At 64.6% G+C, this 23,224-nt stretch carries 21 protein-coding genes and 1 tRNA gene; 6 read left to right on the forward strand and 16 right to left on the reverse strand.

Going from position 1 to position 23,224, the window contains the following annotated elements; genetic code table 11:
- The first annotated feature begins 206 nt into the window (after positions 1 to 206).
- Positions 207 to 941: an MBL fold metallo-hydrolase gene (locus IEY49_RS06285; protein ID WP_189005595.1), complete on the forward strand. Its 735-nt coding sequence runs from the start codon at positions 207 to 209 to the stop codon at positions 939 to 941.
- A 46-nt stretch (positions 942 to 987) separates the two neighbouring features.
- On the opposite strand, the gene IEY49_RS06290 is transcribed toward IEY49_RS06285, so the two are convergent.
- The 6 genes from IEY49_RS06290 to IEY49_RS06315 form a co-directional block, all read right to left on the reverse strand.
- A complete protein-coding gene (locus IEY49_RS06290; protein ID WP_189005597.1) occupies positions 988 to 1,746 on the reverse strand; it encodes an ABC transporter ATP-binding protein in 759 nt (252 codons plus the stop codon).
- Positions 1,739 to 2,545, reverse strand: coding sequence for an ABC transporter ATP-binding protein (locus IEY49_RS06295; RefSeq protein WP_229780670.1), 807 nt, complete (start codon positions 2,543 to 2,545; stop codon positions 1,739 to 1,741). Before IEY49_RS06295 ends, IEY49_RS06290 begins: the two co-directional genes overlap by 8 nt.
- Positions 2,542 to 3,531, reverse strand: coding sequence for a branched-chain amino acid ABC transporter permease (locus tag IEY49_RS06300; protein ID WP_229780671.1), 990 nt, complete (start codon positions 3,529 to 3,531; stop codon positions 2,542 to 2,544). Before IEY49_RS06300 ends, IEY49_RS06295 begins: the two co-directional genes overlap by 4 nt.
- Positions 3,532 to 3,542: 11 nt before the next feature.
- Positions 3,543 to 4,430 carry a branched-chain amino acid ABC transporter permease gene (locus IEY49_RS06305; protein WP_189005601.1) on the reverse strand — a complete coding sequence of 296 codons (888 nt, stop codon included), beginning with the start codon at positions 4,428 to 4,430 and terminating at the stop codon, positions 3,543 to 3,545.
- 205 nt (positions 4,431 to 4,635) lie between these two features.
- Complete coding sequence (locus tag IEY49_RS06310; RefSeq protein ID WP_189005603.1) at positions 4,636 to 5,790, reverse strand: ABC transporter substrate-binding protein; 1,155 nt, start codon at positions 5,788 to 5,790, stop codon at positions 4,636 to 4,638.
- On the reverse strand, positions 5,783 to 6,472 hold the full coding sequence (locus tag IEY49_RS06315) for a GntR family transcriptional regulator (protein ID WP_189005605.1): 690 nt from the start codon (positions 6,470 to 6,472) through the stop codon (positions 5,783 to 5,785). The genes IEY49_RS06310 and IEY49_RS06315 overlap by 8 nt, the downstream gene beginning before the upstream one ends.
- A gap of 250 nt (positions 6,473 to 6,722) precedes the next feature.
- On the opposite strand from IEY49_RS06315, the gene IEY49_RS06320 reads away from it, so the two are divergent.
- Together IEY49_RS06320 and IEY49_RS06325 are read left to right on the forward strand one after the other, a co-directional pair.
- A complete protein-coding gene (locus tag IEY49_RS06320; RefSeq protein WP_189005607.1) occupies positions 6,723 to 8,549 on the forward strand; it encodes an alpha-amylase family glycosyl hydrolase in 1,827 nt (608 codons plus the stop codon).
- A gap of 399 nt (positions 8,550 to 8,948) precedes the next feature.
- Complete coding sequence (locus IEY49_RS06325) at positions 8,949 to 9,332, forward strand: NADH-quinone oxidoreductase subunit 15 (RefSeq protein WP_189005609.1); 384 nt, start codon at positions 8,949 to 8,951, stop codon at positions 9,330 to 9,332.
- A 159-nt stretch (positions 9,333 to 9,491) separates the two neighbouring features.
- Here the strand turns inward: IEY49_RS06325 and IEY49_RS06330 are convergent, their stop codons facing one another.
- The 5 genes from IEY49_RS06330 to ligA are packed head-to-tail and all read right to left on the reverse strand — an operon-like array spanning position 9,492 to position 13,792.
- Positions 9,492 to 9,950, reverse strand: coding sequence for a divergent PAP2 family protein (locus tag IEY49_RS06330; RefSeq protein WP_189005611.1), 459 nt, complete (start codon positions 9,948 to 9,950; stop codon positions 9,492 to 9,494).
- A complete protein-coding gene (locus IEY49_RS06335; protein ID WP_189005613.1) occupies positions 9,947 to 10,825 on the reverse strand; it encodes a tetrahydrofolate dehydrogenase/cyclohydrolase catalytic domain-containing protein in 879 nt (292 codons plus the stop codon). Before IEY49_RS06335 ends, IEY49_RS06330 begins: the two co-directional genes overlap by 4 nt.
- A gap of 1 nt (position 10,826) precedes the next feature.
- Positions 10,827 to 11,333, reverse strand: a complete 507-nt coding sequence (gene nusB, locus IEY49_RS06340) for a transcription antitermination factor NusB (RefSeq protein ID WP_189005615.1) — start codon at positions 11,331 to 11,333, stop codon at positions 10,827 to 10,829.
- Positions 11,330 to 11,680, reverse strand: coding sequence for an Asp23/Gls24 family envelope stress response protein (locus tag IEY49_RS06345; RefSeq protein ID WP_189005617.1), 351 nt, complete (start codon positions 11,678 to 11,680; stop codon positions 11,330 to 11,332). The genes nusB and IEY49_RS06345 overlap by 4 nt, the downstream gene beginning before the upstream one ends.
- A gap of 51 nt (positions 11,681 to 11,731) precedes the next feature.
- The gene (gene ligA / locus IEY49_RS06350; RefSeq protein WP_189005620.1) at positions 11,732 to 13,792 is read right to left on the reverse strand and encodes an NAD-dependent DNA ligase LigA; all 2,061 of its coding nucleotides are present in this window, start codon (positions 13,790 to 13,792) and stop codon (positions 11,732 to 11,734) included.
- 179 nt (positions 13,793 to 13,971) lie between these two features.
- On the opposite strand from ligA, the gene IEY49_RS06355 reads away from it, so the two are divergent.
- Entirely contained in the window at positions 13,972 to 15,060 is a 1,089-nt protein-coding gene (locus tag IEY49_RS06355) for a BMP family lipoprotein (RefSeq protein ID WP_189005622.1), read from the forward strand.
- Positions 15,061 to 15,251: 191 nt separating this feature from the next.
- On the opposite strand, the gene IEY49_RS06360 is transcribed toward IEY49_RS06355, so the two are convergent.
- Positions 15,252 to 16,385: a protease complex subunit PrcB family protein gene (locus IEY49_RS06360; protein WP_189005624.1), complete on the reverse strand. Its 1,134-nt coding sequence runs from the start codon at positions 16,383 to 16,385 to the stop codon at positions 15,252 to 15,254.
- Positions 16,386 to 16,466: 81 nt separating this feature from the next.
- A complete protein-coding gene (locus tag IEY49_RS06365; RefSeq protein ID WP_229780672.1) occupies positions 16,467 to 18,140 on the reverse strand; it encodes a DNA repair protein RecN in 1,674 nt (557 codons plus the stop codon).
- 194 nt (positions 18,141 to 18,334) lie between these two features.
- Between IEY49_RS06365 and IEY49_RS06370 the strand changes: the two genes are divergently transcribed.
- Positions 18,335 to 19,462 carry an alginate biosynthesis protein AlgP gene (locus tag IEY49_RS06370; RefSeq protein WP_189005627.1) on the forward strand — a complete coding sequence of 376 codons (1,128 nt, stop codon included), beginning with the start codon at positions 18,335 to 18,337 and terminating at the stop codon, positions 19,460 to 19,462.
- Positions 19,463 to 19,891: 429 nt separating this feature from the next.
- Positions 19,892 to 21,475 (forward strand): phosphoenolpyruvate carboxykinase (ATP), encoded by a 1,584-nt coding sequence (gene pckA, locus IEY49_RS06375; RefSeq protein ID WP_189005629.1) that lies wholly within the window; start codon positions 19,892 to 19,894, stop codon positions 21,473 to 21,475.
- A 96-nt stretch (positions 21,476 to 21,571) separates the two neighbouring features.
- Here the strand turns inward: pckA and IEY49_RS06380 are convergent, their stop codons facing one another.
- From IEY49_RS06380 to recX, 3 genes are all read right to left on the reverse strand, one after another.
- Positions 21,572 to 22,282: a metallophosphoesterase gene (locus IEY49_RS06380; RefSeq protein WP_189005631.1), complete on the reverse strand. Its 711-nt coding sequence runs from the start codon at positions 22,280 to 22,282 to the stop codon at positions 21,572 to 21,574.
- 51 nt (positions 22,283 to 22,333) lie between these two features.
- Positions 22,334 to 22,410, reverse strand: a tRNA-Pro gene (locus IEY49_RS06385).
- 101 nt (positions 22,411 to 22,511) lie between these two features.
- Positions 22,512 to 23,096 carry a recombination regulator RecX gene (recX, locus tag IEY49_RS06390; protein WP_189005633.1) on the reverse strand — a complete coding sequence of 195 codons (585 nt, stop codon included), beginning with the start codon at positions 23,094 to 23,096 and terminating at the stop codon, positions 22,512 to 22,514.
- Between the last annotated feature and the right edge of the window lie 128 nt (positions 23,097 to 23,224).

Here is a 23,224-nt window from a genome sequence, read left to right on the forward strand (position 1 = left end):
ACGGTGTTAGCCATGAAGACGAACAGCGTTCACTTTGGGGGAAGAAGGTCTGATACGTCGTCTCCTGGTCCAGACTGGTGCAACACCGACGCCCTGAGCAGTCCGCTTTTCACGGGCCGGGTCACGGGAGCGGATCAGCAGCCTCTGGAACAGCCGATATATGAAGGCTCCGTAGCGTCAACCTTCCCTGCTGCCGGAGGAACCCGGTGAAAGGCGCTCCACTTCGTCTGGTCCAGTATGGTCTGGTCAACTCCTATCTGGTCGCGGAGGACGACGGCTTCACCCTGGTCGATGCCGGTCTGCCGGGCCTCGAGCGCTCGGTCAAGCGCATCGTGAAATCCACCGGCAGACCCCTGAAGCGCATCACACTCACCCACGGGCACACCGATCACTTTGGCGCCGTGGACACCCTGAAAGCGGCCGATCCCCACCTGGAGATTTTAGTCGGAACGGAGGACAGGCGCCTCCTCGCCGAGCGCGGCTGCCGGACCCTTCCAACCCATGTGCTGAAGGACGGAGACCGGGTCGGGTCCCTGCTTGTGATTGCCACACCGGGCCATTCCCCCGGCCACGTCGCGTACTACGATGAACGCAACGGCGCCCTGTATGCCGGAGACACCTTCGTCAATGTGCCGCGCCTGCATGTGGCCAGCGAACTGAGTATGGTGTTTCCCCTGCCGACATTCGGCACCCACGACCCGGCACAGACGGTGCGAAGTGCGCGCCTGCTGCTGGATATTCCCGCCCGGTTTCTTGCTGCTGGCCACGGTCCGGTGCTGACCGATCCGCTGCCGGCCATGCGCCGCGCCGTGGAGGCGGCTGAACGCAGCCGAGATGGGTCGCCCGTCCCCCGGATGGTTGCGGGAGCCGTGGGCCGGCTGACCTCGGTCGTGACCAGCGCGGGGACTGCTCTGCAACAACGGGTCTTTCGAAAACACTGAGCGGGGCTCCCAGGCTGGGTACCCGGGAGCCCGGAAGCCACACCTTCTAGACGCCCAGATACGCCTTGATAATGTCGGGATCGCCCATCAGGTCCCGGCTGGGGCCTTCCTTGACCAGCTGGCCCAGTTCCAGTACGTAGGTGCGGTCGGTGACGCGCAGCACCTGCCGGACGTTCTGCTCGACCAGCAGCACCGTCAGGCCCAGCTCCCGCAGGCTGCCGATGACCCGCATGACCTCGGACACCACCAGCGGAGCCAGCCCCAGGCTGGGTTCGTCCATCAGCAGGACCTCGGGCTCGCTCATCAACGCGCGGCCGATGGCGACCATCTGCTGCTCACCGCCCGACAGCGCTGCTGCTGGAGTCAGGCGCTTTTCCGTCAGGCGCGGGAAGAAGTCGTAGACCTTCTGAAGGTTCGCGGCGCGGTTGGCCTTGGTTCGCGGCAGGTAGGCGCCCATCAGCAGGTTCTCCTCCACCGTCATCTGGCCGAACAGCTGACGGCCCATCGGCACGTGCGCCACGCCCATGTCGGTGATGCGGTGGGGCGGCACGCCGTTGAGGTTCTGACCGCGGTAGGTGGCGGTTCCCGCGCGGGCCCTCAGCATCCCCGACAGCACCCGCAGGATGGTGCTTTTGCCGCTGCCGTTGCCACCCACAAGTCCCACCAGCTCGCCCTTGTCCACGTGCAGCGACACACCGAACACCACCTGCACCTCGCCGTAGGCCACGTCAATGTTGCTGGCCTCCAGCACCCGGTCGCCGGCAACGAAACCGGGCCGTGCCGGCATCACGCTCTGCTCAGTCATGGTCGTCTCCCAGGTAGGCCCGGATCACGTCCGGGTGGGCGGCCACGACATGCGGGTCGCCCTCGGCCAGCAGCTCGCCGAAGGCCATGCAGATCACGTGGTCGGACAGGCTCATGATCACGTGCATGATGTGCTCGACCATCACGATGCCCAGGCCCGAACGGGCCAGCTCGCGGATCAGGGCCACCATTTCCTGCTGGGCCGGGGGGTTGAGGCCAGCGATGCTCTCGTCGAGAAACAGCAGACGCGGTTCGAGTGCCAGGGCCTTGGCTAGTTCCAGCCGGCGGCGGCGCGCCAGGTTGAGCTGAGAGGCGGGCTGCGCGGCCCGGTCAGCCAGGCCGACCCGTTCCAGCACCACGTAGGCGTGGTCTTCGGCGGCGCGACCCCGGTGCTTCAGGAAGGCGGCCACCAGCACGTTTTCGAGCACACTGAGGTCCTCGAAGGGGCGCTCGACCTGGAAGGTCCGGGCCATGCCCATTCTGGCCCTGGCCTGCGGTTGCAGGGTGGTGATGTCACGGCCGTCGAAGGTGACCCGGCCCTGGCTGGGGCGCACAAAGCCGGTCAGAGCGTTGAAGAGGGTCGTCTTGCCCGCTCCGTTTGGGCCAATCAGCCCCAGAATCTCGCCGGGACGAACGGCCAGGCTGATGTCCTTGACGGCGGTGACCCCGCCAAAGCGCACGGTGATGCCCTCGGCGACCAGCAGTGGCGGCCCCTTGGGTGCGTGAATGACCTCACCGGGGAAGGTGGTGAGCTCCGGCAGGACAGGCTGGTGCTGGTCCGTGACAGGTTCGCGCGTCATCGTGCGGTCCCCAGTTTCTGGCCGCCGCGCGAGAACAGGCCCATGAGGCCGTTGGGCGCAAACAGCGTCACGAGCAGGATCAGCACCCCGTAGATCAGCAGGTTGGCGCTGCTGAAGATGTTGCGGAACACCTCACCGAAGGTGGCGAGCAGAACCGCACCGATCAGCGGCCCCTGGATGCTGGTGCGCCCGCCGATAATCGCCATGAGCGCGATCTGCACGCTGATCGGCAGTTCCAGCAGGGTGTGGGGCTCGAAGGCCTGCAGGTAGATGGCGTACAGCGAGCCGCCCAACGCAGTCAGGGCCGCTGAGATCATGAACGCGATCAGCTTCATGCGGGTCGGATCAATCCCCAGCGCGCGGGCGCCGTCCTCGTCTTCCCGCACGGCCTGAAGCGCATACCCCAGCCGGGAACGGCGGATCAGGTGGGTCACCAGCAGGGTCAGTACCACGAAGGCAAAGGCCAGCCAGTACTCCACACGGCGGTCGAACAGGTCCAGGCCGAAAAAGCGGGGCAGTTCGGGCATGAACAGGCCTTCGCTGCCGCCGGTCCATTCGCTGTTGATGGCGACCAGACGGATCACCAGCGCCACCGCAATCGTGGACAGCGTGAAGTAGCTGCCGCGCAGCCGGAAGGTCAGCCCGCCCCAGACGGCCGCCAGCGCCACGGCCAGCACCATGCCGATCAGGGTGCCCCACCAGGGCGCGACCGGTCCGCCGAAGAATGCCGGCACTCGCTCGGGCGTGGCCAGCAGGGTCATGGTGTAGGCCCCGATACCTAGCAGGGCGGCGTGCCCGAGGCTGGTCTGCCCGGCCCAGCCGCCCAGGATGTTCCAGCTCATGGCCAGCCCGGCAAACAGCAGGGTCGAGATTCCGAAGTTCATGGTCTTGCCGAACACGAAGGGATAGATGAACAGCACCGCCAGAATCACGGCGCTGAGCCACACGTTGCCGAAGGTCAGGGCGCGCGGACGCGGAAGTGACATGGGAGCAGCCGTCATACCCGTTTCACCGTCTTCCCGAAGAGACCTTCAGGGCGCAGCAGCAGCACCAGCAGGAAGGCGACCAGCCCGTAGGCATCCCGGTAGTTGTTGCTGACATAAAAGGCCCCCAGCGACTCGATCACGCCCAGCACCAGCCCGCCCACCACGGCGCCCGGCAGATTCCCCAGGCCACCCAGGACGGTCACGATAAAGGCCTTGGTGGTGTAGTTCTCGCCCACCGTGGGAAACGCATACAGCAGCGGCATCAGCAGCACGCCGGCAATCGCCGCGAAGGCCACGCCCATCCCGAACACGATGGCCTGAATGTTGGCCGTCTTGACTCCCTGCAGTTCCGCCCCCAGGGGATTTTGCGCCGTGGCGCGAATGGCCCGTCCAAGTTCAGTGCGGTAGAGCAGCAGGTTCAGACCCGCGATCACCGCCAGCGTGCCCAGTCCGGCGATCAGCAGTGGGATGCTGACCTGAACCCCGGCAAAGGCAAAGGTGTTGGTGGCGTAAGGCACGTTGATGCTCTGCGGCTGGGCTCCGAACCCCAGCAGCAGCGTATTGCTGATGATCAGGCCCAGGCCCAGCGTGGCCAGCATGCTCCCCTCGCCCAGGCGGTCCCCCAGCCGGCGCAGTACGAACCGCTGGATGATGTATCCCAGGGCAAAACCCGCGGGCGCAGCCACCAGCAGGCTGAGGTAGGGATCGATGTTCAGCGTTTTGAACAGGGCCAGGGTAATGAACATCCCGATCGCCAGAAAGTCGCCGTGGGCGAAATTGATGACCTTCATCACACCGAAGATCAGGCTCAGGCCGGTGCCGATCAGGGCGTAAAGGCCCCCGGTCAGCAGGCCCTGCACCAGGGTCTGGAAAAAAGCCGTGACGGCTGCTTGGTCCATTCGGGCTCCTTGAAAGAAATTGCGGAAAGGTCAGGGGGGAGTCTGTCGCCCTTGTGCTGTGGGTCAGCCCTGCCGCGCCCCGGTCCGGGCTCGCCGTTGCTTGCGCTGGGCACCCAGTTTTCCGGGGCGTACGGCGGAGCAGCGTGCCCCGGGGCGCCCCGGCAGGAGGGCGGCCGCAGGTAAGTCTGCGGCCGCCCCCTCACCTTCAGCGCTCGAACTTGATGGCCTTGGGAATCACGCTCTTGGGGTAGATGGGCACGAATTTGCCCCCCTGCACCTGCTGCGCCACCATCACCAGCGGATTCTGGTTGCGGAACCCGTCATAGTCCTTGAACTGAACCGGCCCAAACGCCGTCTGCATGTTCAGGCCGTTGAGTGCCACCTTGACCTTCTCGCGATCGGTGCCTCCGGCGCGCCGGATGGCCTCGGCGGCCACGATCACCCCGGCGTAGGCCTGAGCGGCGTGGTAACTCGGTTCGGCGCCGCCCAGCGCTTTAACCAGTTCCACGTTGAGCTTCTGCACGCCGCTGTAGCGCAGCTGCGGAATCCAAGCAGTCGCGGTGATGACGTTCTCGGCAGCCGTGCCGCTGTCCTTGACGAACTCCGGCAGGGCGAAGCCGGCCGCGCCTCCGGCAAACAGGCGCGGTTTGACGCCGACCTCGCGGGCCTGACGCATCAGGGCCACGCTGTCCTCGGCGTAGGAGACCATCAGCAGGCCGTCGGGGTTCTTGGCCTTAATCCGGTTGAGCACCGGGCGGAAGTCAGTCAGACCCTTGTCGTAGCGCTGGTCTTCCACGATGTTGATGCCGTACTCCTTGGCGATCACCTGGGCGGCGTCCGCCACGCTCTTTTCGAAGGCACCGGTGCCGGCAATCACGGCCATGGTCTTGAACTTCTTGTCACGGAAGATATTCAGAATCACGCGGGCGTACTCGGTGGCTGGCTGATTGAGGCGGAAGATGTAGTCACTTCCCGGCTTGGTGATGTCGTCACCGCTGGACGTGATGACCAGATTCGGTACCCGCTGCCGGGCCAGATACTGCGCCTGCGCCTTGACCAGCGAGCTGCTGTACTCATTGATCACCAGGGGCACGCCAGCATTCACCAGGCGCTCGGCGGCGGCCAGGCCCTTGTTCACGTCCGAGGCGTTGTCCTCGATGATCAGTTCGACCTTGCGCCCGCCGATGCCGCCCCTGCGGTTGACCTCCGCCACGCCGACCTTGAAACCGGCCAGCTGCATTTTTCCGAACTCGGCGAAGCGGCCGGTGACGGACGTGATGGCACCGATCTTGATGGTGCCCTGGGCCTGGGCACTGCCGGCAAGAGCCACGGACAGAGTGAGCAGCATAAATTTACGCATGATTGTCTCCTTGGGGGGACGGGGAAAGGTGGGGGCAATGGTGAGTCTGAACCGAACAGGCCACGCGGCGCAGGTGGGCGCGCATGGCCTGTTCAGCGCCATGCGCGTCACGCTGACGCAGGGCCCGCTCGATGGTGCGGTGTTCCTCGTGGCTGAGTTTCAGGTGGGCCTCGGTGTCCAGCCGCCAGTGGTCCGCCAGGCACATCTCACGCGAAAGCAGTTCCGCGTGACGAACAAGGCGGGCATTACCGCTGGTCTGCACGATGATCTGATGAAAGCGGCGGTCCAGGGTCCGGAACTGCCGCGGGTCGCGCAGGGCAGCTGCCCCCTGGGCGTCCATAACGCCGCGCAGGGCCGCGAGGTCGGTGGTCGTCATGCGCTCTGCGGCCAGAGCAGCTGCCAGCGAATCTGTAGCTGCCCGCAGTTCATACAGCTCGAGCAGGTCAGCCAGACTCAGCTGAGCGACCTCCACCCCACGGCGCGAATGCTCAACCGCCAGACCTTCGCCGACCAGCAGCAACACGGCCTCACGCACCGGCGAGCGCGACACCTGCAACTGCCTGGCCAGTTCCGGCACGCTGAGCCGGGTTCCAGGCGTCAGATCACCCGTCAGGATGGCCTGACGCAGGCTGTCCCGAACCAGGTCCACCACACGGGCGCTGGCCACCGGCTGAAACACCACATGCACCTCCTGCCATCTGCCAGGTCACACCCAGCAAATGAAGTCACTCAACAGATTTTGGAACCCGGTGAGTATTACATGTAAACGGCTGCGGCACAAGGAGAGATGTACAGTCCAGTCCCACGCTTGACCTGGGCAGGGTCGGGCAGGCAGACTTCAGCAAATTCACAGGCAACGCTTGCCGTCCCGGCACGACCTCCCGCACTGACACGGGTGAGTTGTCCCGGGACTGCTCTTTTGGAGGAACGACATGGTGTTTACAGGTTACAAAGCTCAGCACGATCACACCCCGGCGTACACGCAGCAGCTGGGAGCACCACTGGGACAGACGGTACGTATTCGCGTCCGGACCACCCTGCCAGTCACAGGCGTGACGCTCAAGGTCGTGCAGGTCGGAGAAATCGAGACCCTGCCCGCACAGGAGGTTGCTGCTCCCTCTGAATTCTCTGGAGAAGGCCGCTGGTTCGAGGCCGAACTGCCGCTCCAGGACCACCGGGTGCGCTACGCCTGGCAGCTCAACCTCGCTGACGACCACCTTAACCTGACGGCGCTGGGGCTGCACCGCAGCCGCCGGGGCTTTCGCAGCTGGTTTCAGTATCTCTCCGGGCACGTGGCGCCGGAGTGGGCGTGGTGCAGCGTCTTTTATCAAATCTTCCCGGACCGTTTCCGCAACGGAGATCCCGGCAACGACGTCAAAACCGGTGAGTACATCTACGAAGGACGACCGGTCGAGCACGTCGCGTGGGACCACCCGGTTGATGCCCAGGGTGACATCCACGGGCATTACGGCGGCGACCTGAATGGTGTGACCCAGGCGCTGCCCTACCTGCGTGATCTGGGCATTACCGGGCTGTGGCTTACTCCCATTTTCGAGTCGCCAAGCAACCACCGCTACGACATCACCGACTACCGGCGCGTCGATCCCCACCTGGGGGGCGAAGAGGCCTGGGATGAACTGGTCCGCGAAGCCAATCAATCGGGCATCCGCATCGTGCTCGACGGGGTGTTCAACCATATGGGCAACGAGAACGCCCTGTTCCAGGCAGCCCTGGCAAGCCCGGATGCCCCGGAGCGCGCGCTGTTCACTTGGCGCGACGAGCCCGGCAAACCCCCGTACCACTCGTTTTTCGATGTACCTACCCTGCCCAAGATCGATTACTGCAACGAAAGTGCGGTAGAAGAGTTCTTCAGTGGGGAGAGCAGCGTCGTGCGCCACTGGCTGCGGCAGGGCGCAGCGGGCTGGCGCCTGGACGTCGCCCATATGATCGGGAGCGGTGGCACGGATGCCGACAACCTGCCGCTGCACCGCGCCCTGAAGGCTGCCGCGCGGCAGGAACGCCCGGATGCCTACGTCTTCGGTGAACGCTTCTATGATCCCGAGCACGCCCTGGACGGCCAGGGTGAAGACGGCAGCATGAACTATCACGGGTTCGGACTTCCCGTCATGCAGTGGCTGGCCGGAGCAACCTTTTTCCAGGAACCCAGCCGCCTTGATGGCGAGGAAGTGGCCGATATCCTGTGGGACGCCTATCACGCCCTGGCACCGGAAGTCGCGCTGAGCATGTTCAACCTCCTCGAATCGCACGACATCGGGCGGGCGCATTTCCGGCTGGGCAACGACCGCACACGCTTTCTGACCGCCTTCACGCTGCTGATGGCCTATCCCGGAGTGCCGTGCACCTACTACGGCAGCGAGATCGGTCTGTCCCAGAGCCGGGCCGGAAACATGCCCTGGTGCCGCGAGCCGATGCCGTGGGACGAGAGTCAGTGGGACCAGGAACTGCTGGCCAGAATCAAAGCCCTGATCGCCGTGCGGCACCAGACCGCTGCCCTGCACAGCGGGAGCCTGCGCTTTCTGCACGCTGAGCCTGACGCCCTGGCCTTCCTGCGTGAGGTCACCGCAGCCGACGGGCAGCTGTCACGTGTGATCGCCCTGGCCAGCCGGCGCAGCAAGGCCCACGAGGTCAGCCTGACCCTCCCGGCAGGCGAGTGGCGCGACGCCCTGACCGGTGAAATTGTGGCCGGCGGCGAAGTCCGGGTGGACGCAGCGGGAGGCCGCCTGCTCCTTCAGGGCTGACAGAGACTTTAGCTCTGGGTCCGCAGCGCGCTCTGGAACCGCAGGCTTGGTGCAAACCAGACCAGCGTGTCGGAACGTGACCGGCCAATATCCCGTGCCTTGCTGGAGTTGCCGTCCATGACCCAGGCTGACTCCGACGTGAAGGTGTCCACAAGGGCACGAAACTGAGCCCTCGGCGTTTCCCTCAAGTGCGGTCCGTGGTTCCAGGCGTCCTGCTCGCCGCAAGGCACATTAAGCCGGCCCGCGAGGCTTGCAGCTAGTGTCGTCTCGCCCCTGCCCGTGGTGCCAATGACGATGCTGCGCCGCATCCTGTCATCTGGTCGCAACGGGGTGCTCCCGGGCACCGGCCAACTGGCGCATGGTCCACACCCGGCCAGTTTTCCACTAGACTCGGGTGACATGTCACATGCATCGGACTCGGCGTTGTACGCGCAGTGGGTAGAGTTTTTGGGTTGGCTTCAGGAGGAGGCCGCCGCACGCGGCCTGAGCTTCGAGAAGGTCGCCGATTTCCCCGATTATATTTACCGGATGGAACGGCCCTACGAGCTGCCGACGACCATTATGAGTGTCAGCCTGAGCGCTGGCGGGCAGCCGCAGATGGTGGCGGCGGTCAGCCCACGTTACGCGGATCTCAAGGCGGTCAGCCTGCGCCTGATGGGCGGCAGCAAACACTGGCACCTCCATGCTGGCGACGGTATCCTGCTTGAGGGCAAGCGCCCCTTTACACGCGAGCGTCTCAGGATGCTGCTCGACGGCGTTCTGCGGGGTGTGCAGGCCGTCTGAAAATGCGTCCACGACGGTGTACGGGGGCAGACCGCTGCACCGTCGGGATGAAAGCGGGGCCGGACCAGGCGCCACGCCGCTGTCCCGACAATCACATAAACGACAATCATATAAATACGGCGCCACGCCGGTTCCTGCCGGCCCGGGTCTCAGCTCTGGTTACAGAATGTTGAACGACAGCCAGCCCACCACGATTCCCAGTACCGACCCGATCAGCACTTCAAGATAGGTGTGGCCCATCAATACCCTGAGGGGCAGCGGAGCAAAGCCCTCGCGCACCACGGCGCGCAACTCTCCGACGAGTTCGTTGAGCAGCCGGGCCTGCTGACCACTGCTGTGGCGCACACCTGTAGCGTCGTACATGACAATTAGAGCAAACACGGCGCTGACAGCAAACAGCGGACTGCCGAAGCCCTGGGTCAGGCCGACACCGGTGGCCAGGGCCGTGACCATGGCGCTGTGACTACTGGGCATGCCCCCTGTTTCCATGAAGGCTCCGGGGCGCCAGCGCCGTTCGAGCAGCAGAATCAGAAGGACCTTGATCACCTGAGCACCGGTCGAGGCCAGCACCGCGGTCCACAGCCAGGGATTCCCAAAAAGTTCTTGCAGGGCGTTCACACTACATTCCAGTTTACCTGCCGTTCAGCGGCGAGCACGGTGTTCAACATCAGCTGGGCCACCGTGAGCGGTCCCACGCCACCCGGCACAGGAGTCAGGGCGCCGGCCACCCCGGCGACCTCCGGGTGAACGTCTCCGGTCAGGCGCACAGGCTGTCCCTCTCCGGAAATGCGGTGAATTCCGACGTCCACCACCGTCGCGCCGGGCCGAACCATATCTGCGGTGATCAGCCAGGGCTGCCCAGCCGCCACGACCAGCACATCGGCTTCACGGGTCAGGGCCGCGAGGTCGGTGCTCCGGCGGTGAACGACCGTCACCGTGGCGTCGGCACCCAGCAGCACAGCGGCCATCGGGCGTCCCACGATGTCACTGCGCCCCACGACCACGGCCCGCCGGCCCGCCACTGGAATCCCGTGATGCCTCAGCAGAGCCAGCACCCCCAGCGGCGTGCAAGGGGCCAGGACCGGGGCGTCAACGGCACGGGTTCCTGACCACAACCGTCCCACATTCAGCGGATGAAAGCCGTCCACATCCTTGCGGGGATCAACAGCCTCGTGAAGCGGAGCGACCGGCAGATGGGGAGGCAAAGGCAGCTGAACCAGGATGCCATGAACGCCGCTGTCGGCATTCAAGGTCGCCAGCAGCGTCAGCAGCTCCGGCAGGGTGACTGATTCCGGCAGTGCGTGTACCGTCGTGCGCAGACCGGTTATCTCGGCCTGACGCTGCTTGCCACGGATATAGCTCAGGCTGGCCGGGTCCGTGCCAGCCCGGATCAACACCAGATGCGGGCGAATGCTCAGGCTCGAGGCACGCCGGGAAGCCTGGGTCAGGAGGGCACCTGCGGCGGACGCGCCCGCCAGGACGCGGGCACCCATGCTAGTCCTGCGCGGAGTCAGTCTGGCAGTCAGACCGGGCCGGGCCCGAGGACTGCAGGCTTCGGCTCAGCCCAGCGAGAACCCCGTTGACGAAGCGACCGGAGTCGTCTCCACCAAATTTGCGCGCGATACGCACCGCGCTCTCGATGACGGGCGGATGCGGCTCCGGCGTATAGGTCAGCTCATACGCCGCCAGCCGCAGGACGTTCAGGTCGGTCTGGGCCATCTGATCGAAGCTCCAGCCCCGGATGGTCCGGCGCAGTGTCGCATCTATATCTCCCTGGTGCTGCTCCAGTCCGCGCACCAGTTCGTTGGCAAACGTCAGGGCATCGGCACTCAACTGGGGAAACGTGTCGTCGCCCTCCCTCATGGCGCCCTCTGAGCGGGTAAAAACGGTATCCAGAGGCAGGTCACCGCGGTCGGCCTCGAACAGCACCCGGAACACGAATTCGCGGGCAGCCCGGCGTGTGCCCACAGGCTGCAACGCCTTTTCCCGGCGGCGCGTCAAGCGGCACTTCCTTTCGGCAGGCAGACGCCCTGCACGGTGACGTTCACGGCCCGGACCTTGAGCCCGGTCATCAGTTCGATGTTCTCGCACACCTCACGCTGGGCCTGCTGCGACACGGTTACCAGGTTGCGTCCGTAATCCACGTTGAGGCCGACGTCCACCGTAACGTCGTTACCTTCGCGGGTCACTTTCAGGGCGCGGGGCTTACGGGCACCCTGCTGGTTGCGAAGAACTTCTCCGACTTTGATAGGAGCGCTGGAGATCTCGGTGCCCTCGATGCCTTCCAGGGTAGTGGCGGCAATGTCCAGCAGGACACTTTTGCTGATTTCGACTTCACTGGTGCTCATGGTGTGGTGCCTCCGGGCGCAGCGGGAATACACTGCGCGGTTCTTCTCAGTTTAGACGGTGGGCGCGGCAGGCGCCTGAACGCCCGGAACCGGTACTCCACGTTCCTGCAACAGCGTGTCCAGGGCCGCCTCATCAAGCACCGGCACGGCCAGTTCACGCGCCCGGTCAAGTTTGCTTCCGGCGTCCTGCCCGGCGACAAGGTAGCTGGTCTTCTTGGTCACACTCCCCGTGACCCGCGCGCCCGCCGCTTCCAACAGGCTCTTAAGCTCGTCCCTCGGCCGGGAAAGGGACCCGGTGATCACGAAATTCACGCCCGCCAGCTGCTCCCCGCGCCCGGTTTGCTCCTCTTCAGGGGTCAGGCCGGCGGCGCGCAGGCGGGCAATCAGGTCGCGCATGGTGGGGTCGGCCAGCGCCGCGCTGACGCTCACAGCAATCACGCCGCCCATCCCCGGAACCGCCTCGATCTGTTCCTCGGTGGCCTGCAGCAGGGCGTCCAGGCTGCCGAACGCACGCGCCAGAGCCTGAGCATTCCGCTCGCCGACGTGCGTCATACCCAGCGCATTGATCAACCGCCACAGGGGCCGCGTTTTGCTGGCTTCGAGCTGGCTTAGGATGTTCTGCGCCTTCTTTTCGCCCCCGCGTTCCAGTCCCGACAGCTGCTCGGCGGTCAGCAGATAAAGGTCGGCAGCGTCGCGGACCAGACCATGTTCGATCACCTGCATGACCAGCTTCTCGCCGATGCCGCGAACATCCATCGCACCCCGCGACACGAAATAGCGGATCCGCTCGAAACGCTGGGCCGGGCAGGCAGGATTGGGGCAATAGGTGTTGGCGTCTCCTTCGGCGCGGGTGGCCTCGTGGCCGCATTCCGGGCAATGGGTAGGAAAGACGAACGGCACGGCACCTTCCGGGCGCTTTTCGGTCACCACCCGCATGATCTGCGGAATAACCCCGCCTGACTTGCGAACCACCACGGTATCGCCGATCCGCAGGTCCATCTGGTGAATGTAGTCCTCGTTGTGCAGGGTAGCTTTGCTGACGGTGCTGCCCTCGATCAGGCGTGGGGCCAGGTGTGCCAGCGGCGCAAGCTTCCCCGTGCGGCCCACGTTGACGGTGATCGATTCGAGGACCGTTTCCACCTGCTCGACCGGAAACTTGAAGGCTATCGCCCAGCGCGGCGCCCTGCTGGTAAAACCGGCTTCCTCCTGCAGGCTCAGAGGATCAAGCTTGATCACGGTGCCATCGGCATCGAATTCGAAGTTTGAGCGCGCCTCGGTCATCCGGCGGTGATAGTCAGCGGCGGCGGCGTAACCGCGGAAGGTCTCGCTGTAATGGCTGACCGGAAACCCCTGGCCTGCCAGCCATTGGAGCACCTCGCTCTGTGTCCGGGCGCCGACGCCGTCGCGCTTGCCGAGACTATAAAAAATGGCCTTGAGGTTGCGGGTTCGGGTTACCTCCGGGTCCTTCTGACGCAGCGCTCCCGCAGCGCCGTTGCGAGGATTCTTGAGCAAAGTCGTGCCCAGTTCTTCGGCCTGGGCATTGAAGGCAGCGAAGTCTGCCCGGCTCAGATATACCTCGCCGCGGACTTCCAGCTGGCCTTTTATGCCTTTCAGCTGCTGTGGAATTCCCGGAACGGTCAGCACCTGAGCAGTCACCATCTCCCCCACCCTGCCATTGCCGCGCGTGGCCGCCCACTGAAGTGCGCCGTCCAGGTAATACAGGTTGACACTCAGACCGTCGATCTTAAGTTCACCTGTAAAAGTAAAGTCGTCCGATTCGGGAGGCAGGTTCAGTGAACGTGCCAGTTTTTCCTGCCAGTCACGCAGTTCCGCATCATCAAACACATTGTCCAGGCTGGTCATGGGGGTAGGATGCGCCACGGGCTGGAAGGCCGAACTCGGCGCGCCGCCCACCGTCCGTACCGGACTCTCGTCCTCCACCCACTCGGGGTGCCGGGCTTCCAGGTCTCGCAACGCGCGGGCCAGGGCGTCGTACTCGTCGTCAGGAATTTCCGGCGCGTCCTGTTCGTAGTAGGCGCGGTTGTGGCGGGCGACCTCGGCACGCAGGGAAAGGTAGCGGGCGTGGTCGTCGGGCAGGGCGGCCTGATCCATGCAGGCAGCGTATCACCGGCCCCTGGTTCGTGCCTCAGCGGAACTTTGAGGCAACCCGGTCACAATGTTTATCTGCCTGTCAGGGCTTTGTCAGTCAGCCATGATATTTATCTAGTCTGTACAACCCCCTCATTTCGTATACTCTGTACACGATTTTCCCACGTCCTCAAAGGAGCACCATGAAGAAATTTCTGACCCTGGCCCTTGCCCTGACGACCACCCTTGCCTCCGCCCAGACCCTGCGTGTTGGCATGGCCTACGACGCCGGCGGCAAGTTCGATAAGAGCTTTAACCAGAGCGCCTACGAAGGCAGCCTGCGCGCCACCAAGAACCTGGGCGTGAAGGTCAATGACTTCGAACCCAGCGACCCCAGCCAGATCATTCAGGGCATCCGCTCCTTCGCCAACGAGGGCTTCGACCTGACCGTGGGCGTCGGCTTTGCCAACAACGCCAGCATCACCCAGGTCGCCAAGGAAAACCCTGACCTGTACTTCGGTCTGGTAGACGACGTCTCCCAGCAGAAAAACGTGGCCAGCCTGGTCTTTGCTGAGCAGGAAGGCAGCTACCTGGTCGGATACCTGGCCGGCATGAACAGTGCCACCGGCGTGGTCGGGTTCGTGGGCGGCATGGACATCCCCCTGATCCACAAGTTTGAGGCCGGCTACACCGCGGGCGTCAAGGCCGCCAATCCCAAGGCGCGCGTCATCGCCCAGTACGTGGGTACCACCCCTGACGCCTGGAACAACCCTGGCAAGGCCAAGGAAATCGCGGCCAGCATGCGCGCCAAGGGTGCTGACATCATCTTTGCTGCTGCCGGCGGCAGCGGCAACGGCGTGATCGACTACATCAAGCAGACCCAGTGCATCAAGGCCAGCGGCAGCATCAAGTTCACCAGCAACAACTTCGCCAAGGTGCCCAAGAGTGCGTCCTACCAGCGCGCCTGCGCCGGCAACACCCGTCCGATGTTCTTTATTGGTGTGGACAGCAACCAGAACTACCTGGGCGACTTCGACAAGCGTCCCGCGACCCTGAACCACGGCCTGACCAGCATGCTCAAGCGCGTGGACAACGCCGTGTACTCGCTGATCAACGACGTCAAGGCTGACCGCTTCAAGGGTGGCGAACGCCGCTTCGGTCTGCGCGAGAACGGCGTGGGCTATGCGGTCGACCAGTACAACCGCGCCCTGATCCCCTCTTCTCAGATCATCAAGCTCGAGAGCATCAAGACCCGCATCATCAAGGGCCAGATCAAGGTTCCGACCAAGTAAAGTCTTACTCTTCCAGCCGGAGCGCCCCATGTGCAGGGTGCTCCGGTTTTTTATGTCATCCCGAGCCGACCTGGATCTGGCCGTCAGGGGCAGACGCGTCGCAGTTCAGATGGGTGCCTGCGTCAGACGTCACCAGCAAAGAAGCCGGCATATGATCACCGGCTTCGCTTCTATATCAAGTTTTCTGGCCGTTAGCGCGACTGGCCGCCGCCCGACTGATCCGACAGGGGACGCCCCTGCTCATCGACCACGTTCACCCGGGTAAACGTACCGGGCACCCGAACGATCGCCCACGGGCTCGTGATGGCCTGCGTCGTGATGCTGTCCGGTCCCGGTGCCGTCACCCGGACCGTGAGCGTGAGGGTACCTGCGCTGGCACTGGCTCCGGTGACCCGGACGGCATACCCGCCGGTGGTGCGCTGGCCCAGGAACACGCCGACCAGCGTTCCACCGGCCACGCTCGGTGGCGATGGGGGGCTGGTCTGGCGGCCATAGGCCTGGGCGTACAGCGCGCTGGCGGCGGCCTGGGTCGTGGCCACCTGCACACTGAACGACGTTACAGTTGCGTTGTTGCCCTGGGCCACTTCGGTGATATTCACGCGTGCTCCTGTACTGGGGGCGCTGCTGGCAGGTGGGGTCGGGGCTGGCTGAGTGGGCGCCGGCTGGGTGGGGGCAGGCACCGCAGGAGCGCTCCGCGCCAGGGTAACGACACCGGGAAGGATATACAGCGCCGTGCGCAGGTATTCGGTGGGCCGTGGTTCTACCGCCAGTGCCGCGTCGGGAACCCGGGTCTCGTCCAGAACGGCCACTGCCAGCGGGCCCTGGCCCTGAAGAGCGGTGGCCAGGACTGTGCCCTCGGCATCCGTCAGCCGCCCTGCGCCGCGCAGCCCCTGCACAGTTTCCGCCCGCACCACGCCCGAGGTTCCCGAGAGCTTCTGCCAGCTGCGGCCATCGGTGTAGTACAGCGCACGCACCGGCACGGCCATGTTCTGCACGACCGTGAACAGGCCATCGGTGCCGCGCGTCACGCTCAGCTTCTGCTCCATACGGGTGGTCGGAGCGCGGTAGGTGGCACCACCGTTGACACTGAGCGTGCCGGGCAGGGCAAGGGGATCCTGGACCTGGGCACGGACCTCGGTGGTCGCACCTCCAATCCTGAGGCTGCTGGGGCCGCCACTGAGGTTGCCGTAGACCCAGGTGATCCGTTCCTGGGTTCCGCCGTACAGCAGGACCTCGTGTACGCGCAGATTGCTGGGACCGGTCATGCTGCAGGCAGAAAGGAGACCGGCACTGAAGCCCAGCGCCAGGAAAAGTGTCTTGTTCATGATACCCAGCTTATGCAGGGGTTCTGACGGCAGACTGAAGGACACCTTGAGCAAAAGCACATCCGCTCGCTGGCTCGCGTGTCAGGACACGTGCGGGACGTCGAGCAGTTCGCGGGCATGCTTGAGCGCCGCGTCGGAGGTATTGCCACTGAGCATTCGCGCGATCTCCTCAAGCCGTTCGGCCGGCACCAGGCGCCGGACCCGGCTGACGGTGCGCCCGCCCTCCACCGCCTTTTCCACCTTGTAGTGATGATCGGCACGGGCGGCAATCTGCGCCAGGTGTGTCACCACGAAGACCTGCCGCTCACGGGCCAGCCGGCCCAGTTGTGCGGCCACCGCCAGCGCCGCGCCTCCCCCGATGCCCGCGTCCACCTCGTCGAACACCACAGCGGGGGTATCCGCTCCCAGCACCGTGCTGATGGCCAGCATCACCCGCGACAGTTCACCGCCCGAGGCCACGTCGGAGAGCGGAGCCAGTTCCTCTCCGGGGTTGGCGGTGAAGCGTAGAGTGACGTCACTTAATCCGTGCGCGGTCGGCTCAGGGTGCGGGGTGGGCAGAAACTCCAACCGTGCGTGGGGCATGCCCAGCTGCCGGATGACTTCGACCAGCTCCGCAGCAAGGGGACCGGCCCGGCGGGTCCGGGCCTCATCCAGGCAGCGGCCGGCCTGCTCGACCAGCGTGCGCAGATGGCTGACCTCGGCGTCCAGTGTGCCGGCGTCCTGCTCGTCACGGGTCAACAGGGCCAGTTCCTGCTCCACACCAGCGTGAAACTCCAGGACATCGTCCAGGGTCGGCCCATACTTGGCGCGCAGTTTGCTGAGGGTCCCGAGGCGGCCCTCGACGCGGGCCAGTTCCTCCGGATCAGGGGCGCTGCTTTCGGCCACGTTGCGCAATTCCCCCACGATGGCCTGTACGCTTTCCATTGCCGTGCGCAGTTCAACCTGCAACTGGGCACTGGTCTCGTCATACCGGGCACTGGCATTCAGGGCGCGCACCGCCTCCGCGAGGTATCCGGTGGCGTTCTCTTCGGCTTCGCTCAGCAGTTCCAGCGCCCCGGCCGCTCCCTGCGCAATGGTATCGAGGTTGGACAGCCGCATCAGATCGGCCTGCAGGGGCTCTTCCTCACCGATCTGCGGAGCGACCTGTGCAATTTCCTGAGCCTGGAAGGTCAGCAGGTCCAGTTGACGGGCCCGCTCGCGGTCGGTGGCGCGCAGTGTTTCGAGCCGTTCCCTGGCCTCCTGCCAGGTGCGGTAGGCCTCCTGGTAGCCCTGCAGTTCCCCAGGCACCTGCCGGTCAAGGAGGGCGCGTTGATTGGCTGGGGACAGCAGGCTGACCGCGCTGTGCTGCCAGTGAATGGTCAGGCGACGCTGAGCCCAGTCCTGCAGCTCACGCAGACTCACCACTTCCCCGTCCAGGCGGGCGGTGCTGCGGCCCTGGGTGGTCACCCGCCGGCTGGCGATCTCTTCGTCCTGCCAGAATCCACTGACCAGCAGACCTTCCTCACCCGTGCGGATCAGGTCGGTGTTGGCGCGGGCGCCCAGCAGCAGGCCCAACGCGTCCACGATAATGCTTTTCCCGGCGCCGGTTTCCCCGGTAAAGACACTGAACCCGGGGGCGAAGTCCAGATCCAGGCTTTCTATGGTGGCCAGGTTGCGGACTTCCAGCCTTGCCAGCGCCGGACCCACCGGCGCAGCTTCAACTGCTGGCGGGCTTGTCACAGTTGCAGCGCGGGGAGAGCGGGCCTTACGGGTCACGCCCCCGAGTGTAAAGCCTGGGTGCATCAATCGACTGTCGTCTCGTCACGGGTGTGGCACTGGGCAGTCTCCCGGCGGCTGAACATGAATCTCTCGTTACATTCTCCCCACGTTGCTCCGGTATGCCGCTGCCAACAATGGAGCGGATCTGCCTGACCGGGAATTGCCGGCCTCAGGCGAGAAAGGAGAGGCAGATGAACAAAGAGATGAATACTGGTGTCAGCAACCGCAGCCTGATGCTTCTGGGCGCCCTGGCGGCACTGACATTAAACCGCGACGCGCGCACCCGACTGGTGGGGGGAACCCGGCACGCCTGGGAGGGCGCACACGTGGCCCTCGACGAGACCGTTAAACCTGCCCTGGGCACGGCGGCCTCACAGGCACAGGACCTGGCCCAGGCGGCAGCGCAGCGCAGTGCCAGCACCCTGGGCACCATCCGCGAGGAAGGCCCTGGGCGGGCGCAGGCCATGCTGCACACTGCGGTCGAAGCGGCAGGCCACCTCGCGCACACGATGCAGGAACGCGCCGGCCATCTGGCCGAGGACGCGGGTCAAAAGACCAAAAAGCACCGCCGGCAGGCTGGGCGGGCGCTGAAGTCCACCGGCAAGGATCTGGGGCAGAGCCTCCAGGGGGCCAAGGAAACAGGACTTGGGGTGCTGGCCGGTGTTCAGGAAGGAGTGCAGCATCTGTTTCACGACGCGGGTGATGATGTTGCCGCCGGGCGGAGGCAGGCGCAGCGGCGACTGGCACAAGCACGCCAGGAAGCCGAGCAGGAACTGCGCCGCAGCGGGAGAAAATGGAAGGAAGCCAAGCTGGAGCGCGCTGTGAATAAACGGATCGCCCCACTGCATAAACAGACCCGCCGGGAGCTGGCGCGTCTGGATAAGGAAGCCATGAAGCAGTACAAAGCCAGTTCCGGACACGGTGGTGTGGGCAGCACGTTGACGTCGGTTGCGCTGGTGGGCACGGGGATCGCGGTTCTGGCCCGCGTTCCTTCGGTGCGCCAGAGCATCCTCCGCGCGGTGGAGAGCGTCAACCCCGAGGTTGCCGAGTCCCTGAAGCGTGCCAGCCGCAACGCACGCGACGTGATCGGCTCGGCGTGGCTCGACAGCATCGAGGAAAATAAGCAGACGCCCGCACCGGGTGCGGCCGCTGCGACACAGGCCGGCACGACTGGTGGCACCTGGGGCGCTTCCGTGGAGCCAGGCTCCCCCGCCGCGGCACGCACGCAGGCTGAACAGGCGCAGGAGAAGGCAGTCAACCGGTCGGCGGCTGAAGGCGGCAGTGACGAGAAGCGATCTGGAACAAATAACACCAACTAAGTGGGTAAGGATCTTAGAGCGGGCCATTCGGCCCGCCTTTTTTGCGTGTGTTCCTTCAATCCCTTCAGAGCACGCCGGACTCACCCGAGGCGGCGACGAAGATCACGCGTTGCCGGACCTGGAGCCGTAGGCGAGTGGCCCGGAGTCATGGGAAGGCGAAGCACCGCTACTCAATCAACTTCCCAGTCCTGGGGGAGGGCGGTCCTCCCAATGCCAATCCGTGGCAGCCAGCTGAACACTGCCCGCCCGAAGACAGCTTCTCACCTGTCGTTTGTCCAGACAAATCGGACAAACGGTTTCAAAACGTTGTCCCCAGACATGTGACAACACAAAAGTTGGCGTGGAATCGCTTCACGAGCGACAATATCTAAGTTTGAATTCACACCAAGTCCTGTCCAGCGTCAGCCCAGTGCTGGCCGGAGGTAATCGATGACTACCCTTCATGCTCCTCTTGCCGACCTCGGTCTCAAGAATGTCCGCATCCATCTGAACCCCAACGTCGATCAGCTGTATGCCGACGCCATCCGCCTGGGTGAGGGTGTCAGGGCAGCAACCGGTCCCCTGGCGGTGAAAACCAACAAGACCGGCCGGAGCCCCAAAGACCGTTTCATCGTGGAAGACGACCTGACCCGCGACACGGTGTGGTGGGGGGGCTTCAATACCCCAGTCGGCGCAGACGTCTTTGACCGGCTGTTGAGCAAAATGGCTGCTCACACCGAGGGCAAGGAACTGTTCGTTCAGCAGGTGTTTGCCGGCACCGACCCGGAGCACCGTATTGCCGTTCGTATGGTCACCGAAATGGCGTACCATAGCCTGTTTATCCGCAATATGTTCGTGCGTCCCACCCCCCAGGAACTGGACCACTTCCAGGCCGACTGGACCGTATTGAATGTTCCAAGCTTTAAGGCTGATCCGGCGACCGATGGCGTGCGCAGCGACACGTTCATCATCGTCAACTTCACGAAAAAGATGATTATCGCTGGCGGCACCCAGTACGCCGGAGAAAACAAGAAGGGTATTTTCGGAGTCCTGAACTTCCTGCTGCCCGAACGGGGCGTCATGCCCATGCACTGCTCGGCCAATATCGGCGAAGACGGTGACACCGCCCTGTTTTTTGGCCTGAGTGGCACCGGCAAGACCACCCTTTCCGCTGATCCGGGCCGCCGGCTGATCGGGGATGACGAGCACGGCTGGACCGACTCCGGCGTGTTCAACTTCGAGGGCGGTTGCTATGCCAAGGTCATCAACCTGAATCCGGAAGCGGAGCCGGCCATTTTCCGCACCACCGAAACTTACGGCACAGTGCTGGAAAACGTGGTTTTGCGCGAGGACGGTACGCCTGACCTCGACGACGGATCACTGACCGAAAACACCCGTAGTGCCTATCCCATCGACCAGATCGACAACCGCCAGCCTGACGGCATGGGCGGAATCCCCAGGAACATCGTCTTCCTGACCGCCGACGCTTATGGAGTCCTGCCCCCCATCAGCCGCCTGAGCCCCGAGCAGATGATGTACCAGTTCATCAGCGGCTTCACGGCCAAGATTCCCGGCACCGAGGACGGTGTCACCGAACCCAGCCCGACGTTCAGCACCTGTTTCGGCGCCCCCTTTATGCCGCGTCATCCCGGCGAATATGCCCGTCTACTGGCGGAAAAGGTTCAGACCAGCGGTGCGAAGGTCTGGCTGGTCAATACCGGCTGGACCGGAGGCATGTACGGCCAAGGCAGGCGCATGAGTATCCGGCACACCCGTGCCATGATCAACGCAGCGCTCAGTGGTCAGCTTGACAGCGTCAAATTCGAGCGTGAGCCCTTCTTCCACCTGGAAATTCCCACCGAGGTTCCTGGAGTTCCCGCCGAGGTTCTGAACCCGCGTGAAGCCTGGGCTGACAAGGGCGCGTACGACGAGACCGCGCGCAAACTCGCCCGCATGTTCCGCGAGAACTTCAAGCGGTTCGAGGAAGGAGTAGACCCGGCCGTGACGGCAAGCATGCCGAATCCCGACGCCTGACCTGCGAACAACAATGCCCCCGCTCAGGCGGGGGCATTGTTGTTCGCCACACAGACAGTTGTAAACCACTCTGCACGCCCCGGGACAGTCTGAAGACTACTCCACACTTCCCGTGTCGAGCAGCAACCGCGGTCTGAACCGTAATCCGTCGGCAGCGACCAGGTGCGCCGGGATACCACCGACGTGCCGCATGGCCCGCTCAGGCGAAGTTCCATGCAGGTGCCCGTATACGACCATGTCGGGCCCTACGGACTCGATAACCCGGGTCAGCGGGTTCGGGGGATAAGGTGGTGAAGCCGGCGGGTAGTGCAGCATCAGGATCAGGCGGTCCCCAGGCTGGCGCAGGCGGCGCGCCGCTTCCACACTCAGGGCGAGGCGCTCGGCTTCGCGACGTAGTAAGCGGTCATCCTCATCGCTCAGAGGCTCGTACCCCGGTGTCGTCCACCCACGTGAGCCGCACACCACCACCGGGCCGACCCGCACGGCGTCGTTCTGTACGGCCAGCATGCCGGAGGGCAGGGCCGCGCGCAGCTTCGAGACGGTTGGCCACCAGTAGTCATGGTTGCCCCGGAGCAGCACCTTGATTCCCGGAAGGGCAGCCACCGGTGCCAGGTCTGTCATGGCATCCGGAAGCCTCATCGCCCACGAGAGGTCACCTGGAAGCAGCACCAGATCTTCTGGCCGAACCACCTCGCGCCAGTGCGTGAAGATGGCCTCCGGATGACCGGACCACTGCGGTCCGAACACCGTCATGGGCTTGGGCGTCACGGTGGCCAGGTGGAGGTCGGCAATGGCAAAGACACGCATAGAACTCCTGGGAAAAAAGCAAAAGCCTCCTTTCACAGGAGGCTTTTATCGTGGTCGGGGCGAGAGGATTCGAACCTCCGACCCCTTCGTCCCGAACGAAGTGCGCTACCAGGCTGCGCTACGCCCCGCCGAACCACGAACCAATCAGAGCCCGAAAACGAGGGGCCAATTGGCGCGACGGGTAGTTTACGCGCCGCTTCCGGACAGTGTCAAGCAAAGCGCTGCCATGCTAATCGTCGTCCTCGGGGAGGTCGGAAACGTCCAGACCCGCCTGCGCCTGCTGCTCACGGATGGCCGGCCAGATCAGCGCTCCGGAATACCCTCGCCGGGCCAGGAAGGCATAGGCGCTCGCTGCGGCGTCCCTCTTGCGGGCAAACGACGACCAGCGCCGCTCCAGCAGGTCACGGACCTCCTGGGCCTCGGCCTGGGGATCCCGGGCTGCGAGCGTGTCCTCTATCAGGGCTTCTTCCACTCCCCGCCGCTTGAGCGTCTGCCGGACCCTGAAGGCGCCGACCCCCCGCCGGGCATTCTCAGCGCGCGCGACCTGACTGTCATCCTGATACCCGAGCTCACGCACCCGGTCCAGAATCTCGGCGACCAGCACCGCGTCGTCGCTTCGGCGCTCCAGCTTTGTACGCAACTCAGCCTCGGTCAGGGCACGCCCGGCAAGAGCCCGGAAAGCGTAGGCCATCAGTGCCTCGCGGGCTTCCTCGGGTGTCGGTGGGGTCCGGCGCTTCGGACTGTCTGTGGCCCGGGCATCAGCACCTGGGGCCAGCCCCTCCTCGGGCGTGCGTGCACGGCGGGAACGGTACATAACGCCAGTATGCCGCTTGCACGTGGCCTGAACTGCCAGTATAGTCACGAGGTTGCCCACCCATCAGGTGGTCGGCCCGGTAGATTTCGTCTGAACAGGTGGATGATACCGGCGCGCCGCCCAGACGC

Origin of the sequence: Deinococcus malanensis (assembly GCF_014647655.1) — a bacterium.
Classification (GTDB): Bacteria; Deinococcota; Deinococci; order Deinococcales; family Deinococcaceae; genus Deinococcus; species Deinococcus malanensis.